The following is a 13,645-nucleotide window of genomic DNA, read 5'->3' as shown; positions in this document are numbered from 1 at the left end:
GGCCCGTGCTCTGCAACCTGTTCGGCGGGGCGCTGCTTCAGACCGGCGAGCTAGAGGGCGTGGAGACCTGGCTGAGCGCCGCCGAAACGTGGTTGGAACCACCTGCCGATCTACCCATGCCGCCAGACGCTCGGCCTTCCCGAATGGTCGTAGTCAATGAAGAGGAATTTCGCCGTCTGCCCGGTGCGATTGCCATACACCGCGCCGGGCAAGCCCTGATGCTGGGAAAAGTAGCGGATACCATCCAACACGCCCGGCGGGCGCTCGAACTCGCGCCGGAGGATGACTATCTGGTGCGCGGCGGGGCAACGGCGCTGTTAGGACTCGCATGCTGGACGAGTGGAGACCTCGAAGCGGCCCGCCAGTTGTATGCGGAGGGCATGCCCTTGTTGCAACGAGCCGGGAACATCTCGGATGTTATGGGGTGCGCCCTCGCCCTGGCGGACATCCACATTGCCCAGGGGCGTCTCCGGGATGCCATGCGGATCTACGAGCGAGCCTTGCAGCTCGCGGCCGATCAGGGAATGCCGGCGATGCGCGGAACCGCCGATATGCTGGTGGGCCTGAGCGAGCTATATCGCGAGCGGAATGATCTGCCAGCGGCCGCCCACTATCTAGAGAGAAGTAAGGCGCAAGGTGAGCACACAGGTTTACCCCAAAGCCGCTATCGCTGGTACGCCGCGATGGCCGGCATCCGGCAGGCGGAGGGCGATCTGAATGGGGCGCTTGATCTGCTCAACGAGGCCGATCAACGCTATATGAGCGACTTCTCCCCGAACGTACGCCCCATTGCGGCCAGGAAGGCCCGGCTATGGGTCGATCAGGGCCGGTTGGAACAGGCCCTCGATTGGGCCAACGCGCAGGGGCTATCGACTGAAGACCCGTTAAACTACTTGCGCGAGTACGAACATATGACGCTGGCTAGGGTGAGGTTAGCTCAGCACCGGCGCGACACTTCGGACAGCGCAGTTCGTGAGGCTATTGAGCTGTTAGAATCCCTCCTGTACGCGGCGGAAAAAGGCGGGCGCACGGGCAGTGTCATCGAACTCCTGATCTTGCAGGCCCTCGCCTTCCAGGGGATGGCGCAACCCGGTCTGGATAACCTCGCGGCGGCGCTTGCGTCGCTGGAACGCGCTCTGAGGCTGGCTGAGCCAGAGGGATACATCCGCCTGTTCATAGACGAGGGGCCGCCCATGGCGCAGCTGCTTCGCGAGGCTGCCCGGCGTGAAATCCTGCCCGAATACACCGCAACCCTGTTGGGGGCATTTCAGGCTGAGCCACTCGCCCGCGCCAGCGGCGAGTCGCGGGCCGCTTCGCCAGCCAAGGTTGCGCCGGCGAAATCGACGACAGGCGTCCTGGTCGAACCGCTCAGCGAGCGTGAGCTTGACGTGCTTCGCCTGTTTGACACCGATCTCTCCGGCCCAGAAATCGCCGGGGAACTCGTGATCGCTTTAAGCACGGTTCGCACCCATACCAAGAGCATCTACAGCAAACTCAACGTCAATAATCGCCGGGCGGCTGTCAAACGGGCGGCTGAGTTGGGACTCCTATAAGTCCCACCCTCGCCTATCCCCACATCAATCCCCACATCGGGGGAAGACTTCTCCCCACATTCATCTGTATAGTGTCTTTAGTTAAGCAGCGAGGCCGGATGTCAATGGTTGACACGACTCCTGCGGTTCAAAAAGGAGACAAGCAGATGAACACCATAGGAAAGGTTTCGAGCAAGGAAAGTCGAACGAAGGTAACCACAGCGACGCTCACTCGTTGGGCAGGTCTATCCGCCCTGGTCGCCGGGCTTTGCGCCATCGTCCTGGGAATATTCCATCCGGTCAACGTTCCCTCATCCGTCATCACGGCCACCTGGGCCAACGTCCACATTTTCGCCATTGTCATGGGCTTCTTTGGCCTGTTTGGCATGGCCGGCCTCTATGCCCGGCAGGCGGAAAAGGTCGGTTGGCTGGGTCTGATTGGTTTTATCCTGTTTAGCGTCTGGCTGGTGCTCGTCATAGGCTTTTCCTTCGTGGAAGCGTTCATCTTGCCGCGTCTGGCCGTCGAGTCCCCCGCGTTTGTGGCAGGCATCCTGGGGATGTTTACTGGCGCTGCCAGTGAGATTGACCTCGGCGTCCTCCCCTTGATTTGGAAGGCATCCGGGCCTATGTACATCCTCGGCCCCCTGTTGTTCGCCATCGCCACGTTCCGCGCCAACATCCTGCCGCGCGGGGCGGCCGCTCTGCTGGCGGTCGGGGCTGCGCTGACCCCCGTAGCGGCACTGTTCCCACCCGCCTATGAACCGAAGGTGATGATACCGGTGGGGCTGGGTCTGGCCTGGCTGGGCTACGCGCTCTTTTCCGAACGCCGCGCGAAGACAGCGGTCGCCTTGCCTGAGCAGCGAATCGCCACCCCGGAACCGAGCAAGGTCGCCTGAAGTTCGTAGTCAGGCAATTCATCGCCGTTCTTCCCTTCCTCGTGCGAGGAACGGCAATGAATTGCCTGACTACGAACCGGACACGGCCGCCCACTGGTCAGGTCTGTTCATAACCATCCCTAAGGAGTGAAAGATGAAAACGAATGTTTACCGTAACGACGCCATCGCCGATAAGCCGCGGGCAACCAAAGCGCGATCGAGAAGCATCTCGCTGGCGGCGGGCGTGCTCTATCTGCTGACCTTCATCTCGATCCCAATTGTTACTCTCTACGCTCCGGTGCACGATCCGAACTACATCATCGGCTCCGGCCCGGACACCGGCATCGTCTTCGGCGGCATCCTGGAGATCATCGTGGCGCTCGCCGGCATCGGCACCGCGGTCGCGCTGTACCCGGCGGTCAAGCGGCAGAACGAAAGCTTTGCGCTGGGCTTCGTCGGCACGCGGATCCTGGAAGCCAGCACCATCTTCGCCGGCGTTGTCAGCCTCATGACAATGGTAACCTTACGCCAGTCCGGGGCCGGCGCCGACGCATTGCTCACCGGGCGGGCGCTGCTGGCCATGTATGACTGGTTCCACCTTGGCCAGACCCTCATGCCGGCCGCCAACGCCGTGCTGTTGGGCTCCCTGCTGTACCAATCGCGCCTCGTCCCGCGGGTTCTGCCCGTGCTGGGATTTATTGCCGCCCCCCTGCTCGTTGCCAACACAATTCTCCTCATGTTCGGCATCTCCGGGCCGCTCTTGACACTGACTACGCTGGGTGTTCTGCCCATCGCGATATGGGAGTTTTCGCTGGGCGTCTGGCTGGTCGTCAAAGGATTCAAACCCACGGCCATCACCGCTGAGCTGGATCAAACGACACCTAACACGCGCGTGGACGCGGCCTAAGCAGACAATCAGGATAGGGGCAAGATTTCAGCCCGCTTGAATAGCCATAATACGCAAGGAGGATCATCTCATGAAAGCGATTGTAGCCAGCAAATTCGGAGGCCCGGAAGTACTTCACCTTCGAGAGGTTGAAAAACCCATGCCCAAAGAGAAGGAAATCCTCGTCAAAGTGCATGCGACCACCGTCTCGGCCGGGGACATCCGCATGCGCAGCCTGAACGTACCGCTGCTGTTCTGGCTGCCCGCGCGAATGACGCTGGGCTTCACCAAACCAAAACATCCCATCTATGGCATGGAACTCGCCGGTGAAGTGGAAGCCATCGGCCAGGCTGTCACCCGGTTCAGGGTGGGGGAACCCGTGTTTGCCTCAACCCTGGCCGAGAATTTTGGCGGGTATGCGGAATACAAATGCCTGTCCGAAACCGGGCTGGTCTTGACCAAACCGCACAATATGACCTATGAGGAAGCCGCCGCTGTTCCCGTTGGCGGTCCGACAGCGCTGCGCCTGCTTCGCAAAGGAAACATTCGGAGCGGGCAAAAAGTCCTGATCTACGGCGCGTCGGGCAGTGTGGGGACGTACGCCGTCCAGATCGCCAAGACCTATGGCGCGGACGTGACCGCTGTGTGCAGTACGGCCAACGTGGACATGGTGAAATCGTTGGGGGCCGACCACGTTGTCGATTACACCAAGGAGGATTTTTCAGCCGGCGGCGCTCAGTACACAGCCATTTTTGACGCGGTCGGCAAATGCCCCAAATCACAACGCGCTAAAGCGCTCGCGCCGAACGGACTTTATGTGACGGTTGCCCGGCTCAACACCAAGCAAAGCATTGAGGAATTAACCGTCGTCAAAGAACTGATTGAGGCGGGCCAGCTCAACGCGGTGATCGACCGGCGCTATCCCTTGCAAGATATGGTTGAAGCGCACCGGTATGTAGGGAAAGGTCACAAAGCGGGGAATGTCGTCATCACGGTCGCATGAGACCGGGTAGGAGAATAGCGAGTTGTTGAACACAAGCGATCAAGATGGTCAGGCCGGCCACCCAACGATCTACCAAATCCGAGTCAAGAGTCATCTTGGTCGCCAATGGACGGACCGGTTTGAGGAGCTGAGCATCACGTTGGAAGCAGACGGTACGACGCTCCTCACCGGCCCGGTTGTCGACCAGGCCGCGCTGTATGGCATTTTGCGGAAGGTACGCGATCTGGGCCTCGTCCTGCTGGCGGTGAATCTCGTTGGCGCTGGCCCTCAAGATGCGTCAGACAACTAAGCGCTTACCAAAGACCTGACAGGTCTTTAGTTGGAGCATGAAAAACACCCCTGTCTCCAGGGGTGTTCGCCTAGCTTAGACCTTTTGTTGTCTATTGGGGCATATGCAGTTCCGCGGGCCGGAACTTATACCCATACACAATCATCCCCTCCGGCCCGTCCGTCCGCAGCTTGCGCGTGACCATCTCCACCGGCAGGCCGATGGCGACGTCCGCGAAATCCACGTCTGTCAGTTGGGCGGTGACCAGCGGGCCTTCCTCCAGCTTGACCAGGGCGATCACGTAGGGCGCGTTGTGCTCGAAGCCGGCCGGCGGGTCGTAGATCGTCGTGTACGAGTAGACCTCGCCGACGCCGGTGAAGGTGTAGAGTTCCTTGGCCGGCGCTTCGCATTCCAAACAAACGTCACGGGGCGGGAAGAGCTTCACCCCACAGTTGGGGCACACTTCGCCGACCAGGGCATACCGTTGCTGATTGAGACGCCAATGACGTGAAACTTCCATCTTTCTAACCTCTTTAGAAACCGGGTTGCTTCTGAGAACCTGGTTTCTAAATGTCAACCATCGCGCGGATTTGCGCGACCGTTGTAATTATCCCCCGCGCAACTCCCATTCTCTGCCAGCGCAAGGGGAAATACTGTCAAAAGCTATCAAGGTAGGGGGTAGGGGCTAGGGGCTAGGGGAAGAACGCCCCACATGAAGACTTTGTTCCCTGGAAACTGGCCCCTTTCTTCCCTAGTCCCTAGTCCCTAGCCCCTAGCCCCTAGTCCCTACTAAGCACGTGCGTGACCGCCGTCGCCCCCATGCCGCCCAAATTCTGGGCCAGGCCGGTGCGGGCGTTGGCGATCTGGCAGTCGCCGGCCTTGCCGCGCAACTGCTGGGTCAACTCCACCAGCTGGTAGACCCCCGTCGCGCCCATCGGGTTGCCGCGCGCCTTCAGGCCGCCGAACGTGCTGATGGGGATGCGCCCGTCGCGCCGGATGTGGCCGTCACGGGCCAGCGTCCAGCCCTCACCCCGCGCCGCGAAGCCGCACGCCTCCAGCGACAGCGCGGCCATGATGGTGAACGAGTCGTGCAGCTCGGCCACGTCGATCTCGTCGAGCGTCACCCCGGCCGCGGCCAGCGCCCGCTGCGCGCTGCGCTCGGCCGCGCTCAGCCACAACAGGTCGCGCCGGTCGTGCAGCGCCACCGCATCCGTCGCCAGCGCCGAGGCGGCCACGCGCACCGGTTGGGCCACCATGTCGGCCGCCCGCTCGCTGCTGGTGACCAGGATGGCCGCCGCCCCGTCGCCCGCCGGCGCTTCGTCGAACAGGCTCACCGGGTCGGCCACCATCGGCGCGGCGGCGAACGCCTCCGGCTTCAGGCGGTTGCGGTACATCGCCCGCGGGTTGGCCGCGCCGTTGGCGTGGGCGTTGACGCTGAAGCCGGCGAAGTCGGCCAGCGTCACGCCGTAGGTGTGCATGTAGCGGCGCATCAGCAGCGCCCCGGCCCCGCTGAGCGTCTGGCCGTGGATGGCCTCGTAGTCGGCGTCCAGCGAGGTCGCCAGCGCGGCCAGCACGGTCGCGCCCGTCTCGTCCGTCACCTTCTCCACACCGACGACCAGCGCCGTCTCCACCAGCCCGCTCTGCACGGCCAGCACCGCCTGGCGGAAGGCCGCGCCGCCGGAAGCGTCGGCCGCCTCGACCGTCATCGCCTCCACCCCGCGCAGCCCGGCAAAGTCGGCCACCAGCGCCCCCAGGTGGTTCTGGTTGCTCAGTTGCCCGGCCAGCATGTTGCCGACGTAGATGGCGTCCACCTGGTGGTGGTGCGCGTCATCCAGCGCCGCCTCGATGGCATACCACGCCAGGTGGCGAATCGAAGTCTCCCAATGTTCGCGGACATCCGTTTGTCCGATGCCGATGATGGAAACATTTGTCATGAGATCGTTTCCCACTAGCAAGGGATTAGGGGTTAGGGGCTAGGGACTAGGGATGAGCGCTCTTCCCTAGTCCCTAGCCCCTAACCCCTGGCCCCTAATTCATCTTCAGCTTTTCCCGATATCGCGAATACGTCGCGTAATCGATCAGCGTCCGGCGGGCGATGTAGGTTTCCGTGCTGGGGGCCAGGCCGCGCACGTCCGGCAGCCGCTCCGTCGTCACCAGGTCGAACGCATCGCTACCCGCGCCGGAGCCATAGCTGACCATCAGAATGCGGTCGCCCGGCTCGGCCACGTCCAGGATGGCCGTCAGCCCGATCATCGTCGAGCCAGAGTAGGTGTTGCCGATGCGCGGGCTGAGCAGCCCGGGCGCGATCTGCTTGTCGCTGAAGCCCAACAGCTTGGCGGCCCGCTGCGGGAACTTGGCGTTGGGCTGGTGGAAGACCGCCCAGCGGTAGTCGGCCGAGGTCGTGCCCAGCAGTTCCATCAGCCGCTCGGCCGCGCCCGTCACGTGCTTGAAGTAAGCCGGCTCGCCCGTGAAGCGGTCGCCGTGCGACGGGTAGTTGGCGTGCTCGCGCCGCCAGAAGTCGGGCGTGTCCGTCACGAAGGAGAAGGAGCCGCTGATGACGGCCACCGACTCATCGGCCGGGCCGAGCAGGATGGCCGCGCCGCCGGCCGCCGCCGTATACTCCAGCGCGTCGCCCGGCCGCCCCTGGGCCGTGTCCATGCCGATGCTGAGCGCGTATTTGGCCATGCCCGAGCCGACGAAGCCCATGGCCGCCTGCATCGCCTCCGTGCCCGCCTTGCAGGCGAACTCCCAGTCGGCGGCCTGCGTCGTCGGCACGGCCCCGATGGCCTCAGCCACGATGGTGCTGCTCGGCTTCACGGCGTAGGGGTGGCTCTCGCTGCCCACCCACACGGCGCGAATCTCCCGCGGGTCGATCTGCGCCCGTTGCAGCGCGTCGCGGGCCGCCTCGATCGACATGGTCACCACGTCCTCATCCAGGCCGTTGACCGCCTTCTCATCGATGGGCGTGCCGCCCGTGCCGCCCTTCCACATGCGCGACACCTCGGTCGCCGGCAGCCGGTAGCGCGGCACATAGGCCCCATATCCCACAATCCCCACCGGCCGATCCGGCCGCAATAATCCGTCTTTCGGATCGTAATCGCTCATAAGTCCTCGTCTACAGTCATATTCAAGCAGGGGTGCAGGGGGGCGGGGGCGCAGGGGTGATCGCCCCTGCTCCCTTTCTCCCCTGCTCCCCCGCGCTCAATTCGCAATTAACTCCCGCGCCCGCTCGACGCGGACGTTACCCTCGGCTACTAATCGGTCGGCGATGGCCTGCACGTCCGCCTCGCTGGCCCCGGCGGCCAGGGCCACCTGCCGGGCGTGGAGCCGCATGTGCCCCTTCTGGATGCCGTGCGTCGCCAGGGCCTTGATGGCCGCCAGATTCTGCGCCAGCCCGACACAGGCCAGCACCCGCGCCAGCTCGCCGGCCGACTCCACTGCCAGCAGCTTCATCGCCGCTCGCGCCGTGGGGTGCACCTTCGTCGCCCCGCCGACCGTGCCCACGGCCATCGGCAGGGTGATCGACCCGAACAGGTCGCCGTTCTCGTCCACGTGCCAATCGGTCAGCGCCGTGTAGCGCCCGGTGCGCGCCGCGTAGGAGTGCGCCCCGGCCTCAATGGCCCGCCAGTCGTTGCCCGTGGCGATGCACACGGCGTCGATGCCGTTCATGATGCCCTTGTTGTGCGTCGCCGCGCGGTAGGGGTCAACCACGGCGAAGGCGTTGGCCTCCATGACCAGTCGCGCCACGTCCCGGCCGGGGATGTCTGGCACGGCCAGTGCGTCCTGGGGGATGGTGCAGCGGGCCGTCGCCGTGCGCCGGTCGGCCAGGTTGGACAGGATGCGCAGCACCACCCGGCCGCCGGTCAGTTCGGCCACGCGCGGGGCGATGGCCTCCAGCGTGGTGTTGATGGTGTTCGCGCCCATGGCGTCGCGGGTGTCGTAGAGCAGGTGGACGACCAGCATCGGCCCCACCGGCGTGTCGGGGAAGGGCCGCGCCTCCACGTCGCGCGCGCCGCCGCCGTAGCGGATGACGCTCTCGCCGTACTGGTCGGCCAGGGCCATCAGTTCCGCCCGCGCCCCCAGCACCGCCCGGCAGGCCGCGTCCAGGTCGGGCATGTCGAGCACCTGAATCTGGCCGATCATGACCGGCTCCGATGACTCGGCCTGGAAGCCGCCGCCGGCGCGAATCTGGCGCGCGGCGTTGCTGATGGCGGCCAGCACGCTCGGCTCCTCGACGGCCATGGGGATGAGGTAGTCGTGGCCGTTGATGAGGAAGTTGGCGGCCACCCCCAGCGGCAGGGCATATGTGCCCACCACGTTCTCGATCATCAGGTCGGCCTGGGCCGGCTGCAAGCCGCCCGGCCCGGCCAGCGCGGCCCGCTCGTCCTCGTTCAGCCCGGCCCACTCGGCCACTACCGCCACTCGCTCGGCGAGCGACTGCTTGTAGAAGCCGGGTAGGCGCGATGATTTCACTGTCGCGGCAACGTTATTTCCCATGTGTCTTATCCCTATGGCTATAACTCAATCTGGGGTCTATCGTTTCGGGACTATAGCGCCGGAATGCTGTCAAAATCTATCAATTAGGGGCTAGGGGATAGGGGTTAGGGGCTAGGGGCCAGGGGATAGGGGCTAGGGGATAGGGATAAGGGGCCGGGGAAGCGCGTTCGTCCCTAGCCCCTCTCTTCCCTAGTCCCTAATTGTCAATTCCCCCCACCTCAGGTAGCATACGGCCACCATGAAACGTTCCGCGACCGCGACGATCCTGATCCTGATCATGCTCTTGCTGGTCGTCGCCGCCGGCTTCGTCTTTCTCTTCCAGGCCGAGTTGCGCTTCCGCGACCAGCTGCGCGCCCTGACGGCCGACAACGACACCCTGCGCGCCGCCCAGGCCGACGCCGAGCTGGAGCTGGCCGGCGTCCAGGCCACCCGCGACGCCACCGCCGCTGCCCTGGCTACCGCCCAGCACGAGAGCGTCCTGTTAGAAGGCCAGCTGGTCGATAGCCAGCAGTCGGTGGACGCCCTGACCGAACAGATGGAGCAACTGACGGACGAGATGGACGGGCTGAAAGCGGAAATGGCCGAACTGGAAGGGGAGACCCAATCCCAACCGCCCGTGGTGCGCATCGTGGCCCCGCTCGACGAGGCCACTCTGCCCCTCGGCCAGCCGGTGGAGATCGTCCTCGTCGCCAGCGACGCTACCGGGCTGACCAGCCTGACGCTGGAGGTGGACGGCGCGCGCTTCACCAGCTACCCCATCGACGGCGACCGCCTCTACACCCGCACCCTCAACTGGCCCGCCCCGGCCACCGCGGGCGACCACACCTTCACCGCCACCGCCGTCAACCTCAACGGCATCCGCAGCGAGGAGCAGGCTATCACCGTGCTGCTGCGCGACACCGAGGCCGAGAACGCCGCCGTGCGCGCCGCCGTGGAGGCCAACGTCAGCGCGTTGCGCGGTCTGGAGCCGCTGGAACCCATCGCCCCCGTCGTGCTGACCCGCGACGAGTTGCGCGACCGCGTCACCGCCGACTTCGCCGCCGACGTCACCGCCGAGGAGACCCGCGCCGACGTGTTGGCTCTCAGCGCCTTCGACTTTATGGCCCCCGACTACGACCTGTACGGCGCGCAGGTGCGCTTGCAGAGCGAGGGCATCCTGGGCTTCTACGACCCGGAGACGGCCGAGTTCGTCGTCGTCAACGACGGCGCGCTGCTCGACCCGGAGGCGCAGTGGACCCACGCCCACGAGTTCGTCCACGCCCTGCAAGACCAGCACTACCAGCTCGACGACCTCTCCGACGAGTCGCTCGACTCCGAGGCCCGCGCCGCCGTCCGCGCCCTGGCCGAGGGGGAGGCCGAATTGGTGCAATACCTCTACCTCTTTCAGGGGGAGTACTTCACCGAGGAGGAGGCCGGGGCCATCCTGAGCGGCGGCGAGGAGGCGGACGGCGACTTTCTGAGCGACCTCCCGCCCGTGCTGGTCAGCGACCTGGCCTTCCCCTATACCAGCGGCGTGGAGTTCGTGGCTGACCTGTACCGCGAGGACGGGTTCGCGGCCATTGACGCCGCCTGGGCGAACCCGCCGCGCTCGACGGAGCAGATCCTGCACCCCGACCGCTACCGGGCCGGCGACGCGCCGCAACTCGTCGCCCTGGCTCCCCTGACGGACACGCTGGGCGTGGGCTGGGAGCAGATCGATGAGGACATCCTGGGCGAGTTCTACCTGCGCCAATATCTGGGCCAGCAGCTAGAGGAGGCGGCTGTCGAGCGCGCCGCGACGGGCTGGGGCGGCGACCGCTACGCCGTTTACGCCAACGAGGAAAGCGGCGGGCTGGTGATGGTGCTGCAACTGGTGTGGGACACGCCGGCCGACGCGGAGGAGTTCGCCGCGGCCTACCCGCTCTACCCCGCCGCGCGCCACGACGCCGAGCCGCAGCCGCAGGCCGACGGCAGCACGTGCTGGGTGGGGGAGGAAGTCATCTGCTTCCGGCACAGCGAGGGGGTCTCGCTCATCGTCCGCGCCCCAGACAGCGCCACCGCCGCGAGGGTGCTGGCAGCGACGGGGAGTTAAGAGGCTGACGCAAAGAACGCAAAGAAAAGAATCTTTCTTCGCTTTGCGTTCTTTGCGTCTTTGCGTGAAATGCTTCTTTAGCGCTTATGCCGGAGAGGAGGCAGGGCGGGCGCTTCGGGCTGTTGGGTGGGTTGGCGCTTGCGGGTGCGGCGGCGGGAGTCGTTGGCCGCCTGGCGGATGAGGTACTGCATGGAGGCCAGGAAGTGGTCATCGAAGCAGCGAAAGCCGCAGATGTCGCACACGTAGGCCGGCGCGTCGGGCATCACCATCATCTGCTTGCCCAGCTTGACCAGATAGGGCGCGGCGATCAACCGGTAGCGCCCCACCCCGCATTCGTCGCATCTCCATTGAGTCACTGGGTTATCTCCTGGCTTCGGCAACAATGTTCACCCCCGCGCTGGCCCCGATACGGCTGGCTCCGGCCTCGATCATGGCCAGGGCATCGGCCAATGTCCGAATGCCCCCGGCCGCTTTCACGCCCACGTCCGGCCCGACGACGCGGCGCATCAGGGCCACGTCGGCCGCCGTCGCGCCGCCCGGCCCAAAGCCGGTGGACGTTTTCACGTAATCGGCCCCCGCGGCCACGGACAGGACGCAGGCGGCTACCTTCTCTTCGTCGCTCAATAGCGCGGCCTCGATGATGACCTTCACCAACGCGCCGGCGGCGTGGGCCGCGGCACACACGGCGGCCACGTCATCGTAGACCGTCTGGTATTCCCCGCCCTTCAGCGCGCCGATGGCGATGACCATGTCGATCTCGGTCGCGCCATCCAGCAGGGCCTGGTTCGTCTCGAACGCCTTGACCGCGGCCGGCGTCGCGCCCAGCGGGAAGCCGACGACGGTGCAGACGGGCACGCCGGAGCCGTCCAACAGTCCGGCCGACAGCGCCACGTAGCTGGGGTTGACGCACACCGAGGCGAAGTGGTGCGCGGCGGCTTCGGCGCACAGCTGGCGGACCTGGGCCGCCGTCGCTTCGGGCTTCAGCAGGGTGTGGTCGATGTAGGCGGCGATAACGGCCGGATCGCGTGGATCGCCCTTAGAAACCGAGTTTCTCGGAAGAAGCTCGGTTTCTACGCGGGTCACTGCCGCCAGCACCCGCGCGGAAACCTCATCGATCATCCGCTCGGTTGCCGTTGTCGCCGCTATTTCCGTCATCATTGGTCTATTCTGAGGCACTGGATCGCTCAATCGCGTCACAGGGATAATAACATGATCAGGGGCCAAGGGCCAGGGAAGAAGCGCTCTTCCGTAGTCCCTGGCCCCTAGAAATCGTAGTGGGGCACGCGCGTCCACTCGCTGGGCGGCCAGTAGACCAGCAGCGCCTTGCCCAGGATGTGGTCTTCCGGCAGGAAGCCCCAGGCGTGCGAGTCGCTGGAGTTGTTGCGGTTGTCGCCCAGCACGAAGTATTGCCCCTCCGGCACGACCCAACTGCTGTTGTAGGTCGGCGGGGCCTGGATGTAAGGCTCGGTCAGGGCCACGCCGTTGACGCTCACGACGCCGTTCTCGATCGCCACCGTGTCGCCGGGCAGGCCGATGACGCGCTTGATGAGGTTCAGCTCGCTGCGCGGGTGGCGGAAGACGATGATGTCGCCCCGCTCCGGCTCGTCCAGCTGGTAGGCGAAGTTGCTGATGATCAGGTACTCGCCGTTGAGCAGGGTGGGGTTCATGCTGTTGCCGTCGATGCGGTAGCGGCCGACCAGGCTGTTGACGATCCAGAAGATGAAGAAGGTCAGCAGCAGTGTCTCGATGATCTCGCGGATGAAGGCGGAGGTGGGGCGGCGGCGCTGCGCCACTGCCTCCGCGGGCAGCGCGTCCTCCGCCGGCGTTGTCGTTTGTTCGGCCACAGTCATGGGTGTCATCTCGTACGGGAACCCCCTCAAGGGAGGCGAATCCGCCGTGATGATAACCGCCGCGCCGCCCCGGCGCAACACCTGCGCCGTTTCCTAAACGCGCTATAATGTGGCCCAGATGGCAACCTCGATGGGCTTTCCCACCTGGACTCTATGGGGCATGGGGCTGTCGGCCCTGGGTGCGCTAGTCGCCATCGCCCTGGCGCTGTTGGCCCAATCCCCCCGCATGTTGACCCGCCTCAACCTGACCGGCCAGCGGCTCGATCTGCGGGCCAAGGCGTTCACCGGCTATGGGCTGGCCCTGTTGCTGCTGGCGATGGGCTTCTTCGCGGCCGGCGTGCCCCTCAGCGCGGAAGACCGCGCCGCCCTGGCCGAGGCGGGCGATGAGACCGCCATCACCCTGCTGTCGCCGGGGCCGGGCCGCGAATTCACCACAGCCGACACGATTCACTTCGACTGGTTCTGGCCGGTCGCGCCGGAGGCGGGCCAGCAGTTCGTGGTCTACCTGAGCGACGGGGCGCGGGAGTATATGCTGGGCTTCGTCGACGAGCCTAACAACGGCGCGGCCTACCGGCTGGCGATGTCGGGCCAGGAACTGCCCGCCGCCGGCGACGACCTGACGTGGTGGGTGCGGCTGGAGTCGACCGGCGGCGAGACGCTGGC

Annotated in this window: 14 protein-coding genes; 7 read left to right on the top strand and 7 right to left on the bottom strand. The window is 65.3% G+C overall.

The window, feature by feature from the left end; all coding sequences use genetic code 11:
* From ACE3UY_RS16200 to ACE3UY_RS16180, 5 genes are all read left to right on the top strand, one after another.
* Positions 1–1,553 (top strand): LuxR C-terminal-related transcriptional regulator (locus ACE3UY_RS16200; protein ID WP_374688531.1); only part of this gene is annotated, 1,553 nt, incomplete at its 5' end.
* A gap of 104 nt (positions 1,554–1,657) precedes the next feature.
* Complete coding sequence (locus tag ACE3UY_RS16195) at positions 1,658–2,428, top strand: hypothetical protein (RefSeq protein ID WP_374688530.1); 771 nt, start codon at positions 1,658–1,660, stop codon at positions 2,426–2,428.
* Positions 2,429–2,561: 133 nt separating this feature from the next.
* Entirely contained in the window at positions 2,562–3,314 is a 753-nt protein-coding gene (locus ACE3UY_RS16190) for a DUF4386 domain-containing protein (RefSeq protein WP_374688529.1), read from the top strand.
* Positions 3,315–3,384: 70 nt separating this feature from the next.
* A complete protein-coding gene (locus ACE3UY_RS16185; RefSeq protein ID WP_374688528.1) occupies positions 3,385–4,296 on the top strand; it encodes an NAD(P)-dependent alcohol dehydrogenase in 912 nt (303 codons plus the stop codon).
* Between the two features lie 22 nt (positions 4,297–4,318).
* Positions 4,319–4,585, top strand: coding sequence for a hypothetical protein (locus tag ACE3UY_RS16180; RefSeq protein ID WP_374688527.1), 267 nt, complete (start codon positions 4,319–4,321; stop codon positions 4,583–4,585).
* A 91-nt stretch (positions 4,586–4,676) separates the two neighbouring features.
* Here the strand turns inward: ACE3UY_RS16180 and ACE3UY_RS16175 are convergent, their stop codons facing one another.
* The 4 genes from ACE3UY_RS16175 to ACE3UY_RS16160 form a co-directional block, all read right to left on the bottom strand.
* A complete protein-coding gene (locus tag ACE3UY_RS16175) occupies positions 4,677–5,084 on the bottom strand; it encodes a Zn-ribbon domain-containing OB-fold protein (protein WP_374688526.1) in 408 nt (135 codons plus the stop codon).
* A gap of 259 nt (positions 5,085–5,343) precedes the next feature.
* Positions 5,344–6,498, bottom strand: a complete 1,155-nt coding sequence (locus tag ACE3UY_RS16170; protein WP_374688525.1) for a thiolase domain-containing protein — start codon at positions 6,496–6,498, stop codon at positions 5,344–5,346.
* Between the two features lie 94 nt (positions 6,499–6,592).
* Positions 6,593–7,669 carry a hydroxymethylglutaryl-CoA synthase gene (locus ACE3UY_RS16165; RefSeq protein WP_374688524.1) on the bottom strand — a complete coding sequence of 359 codons (1,077 nt, stop codon included), beginning with the start codon at positions 7,667–7,669 and terminating at the stop codon, positions 6,593–6,595.
* 96 nt (positions 7,670–7,765) lie between these two features.
* Complete coding sequence (locus ACE3UY_RS16160; protein ID WP_374688532.1) at positions 7,766–9,076, bottom strand: hydroxymethylglutaryl-CoA reductase, degradative; 1,311 nt, start codon at positions 9,074–9,076, stop codon at positions 7,766–7,768.
* A gap of 223 nt (positions 9,077–9,299) precedes the next feature.
* Here ACE3UY_RS16160 and ACE3UY_RS16155 point away from each other — a divergent pair, with 223 nt between their 5' ends.
* Positions 9,300–11,132, top strand: a complete 1,833-nt coding sequence (locus ACE3UY_RS16155; protein ID WP_374688523.1) for an Ig-like domain-containing protein — start codon at positions 9,300–9,302, stop codon at positions 11,130–11,132.
* Between the two features lie 77 nt (positions 11,133–11,209).
* Here ACE3UY_RS16155 and ACE3UY_RS16150 read toward each other — a convergent pair whose 3' ends face one another.
* From ACE3UY_RS16150 to lepB, 3 genes are all read right to left on the bottom strand, one after another.
* Positions 11,210–11,488, bottom strand: coding sequence for a hypothetical protein (locus ACE3UY_RS16150; RefSeq protein ID WP_374688522.1), 279 nt, complete (start codon positions 11,486–11,488; stop codon positions 11,210–11,212).
* A 4-nt stretch (positions 11,489–11,492) separates the two neighbouring features.
* On the bottom strand, positions 11,493–12,290 hold the full coding sequence (deoC, locus tag ACE3UY_RS16145) for a deoxyribose-phosphate aldolase (RefSeq protein WP_374688521.1): 798 nt from the start codon (positions 12,288–12,290) through the stop codon (positions 11,493–11,495).
* A gap of 104 nt (positions 12,291–12,394) precedes the next feature.
* Complete coding sequence (gene lepB / locus ACE3UY_RS16140; RefSeq protein ID WP_374688520.1) at positions 12,395–12,991, bottom strand: signal peptidase I; 597 nt, start codon at positions 12,989–12,991, stop codon at positions 12,395–12,397.
* A 109-nt stretch (positions 12,992–13,100) separates the two neighbouring features.
* On the opposite strand from lepB, the gene ACE3UY_RS16135 reads away from it, so the two are divergent.
* On the top strand, positions 13,101–13,645 hold a 545-nt coding region (locus ACE3UY_RS16135; protein WP_374688519.1), incomplete at its 3' end, for a hypothetical protein.

The organism is Promineifilum sp. (SeqCode) (assembly GCF_041918635.1).
GTDB lineage: Bacteria > Chloroflexota > Anaerolineae > Promineifilales > Promineifilaceae > Promineifilum.
Note: the sequence above shows the minus strand (reverse complement) of the source record. Positions and strands in the feature narration are given on the sequence as shown.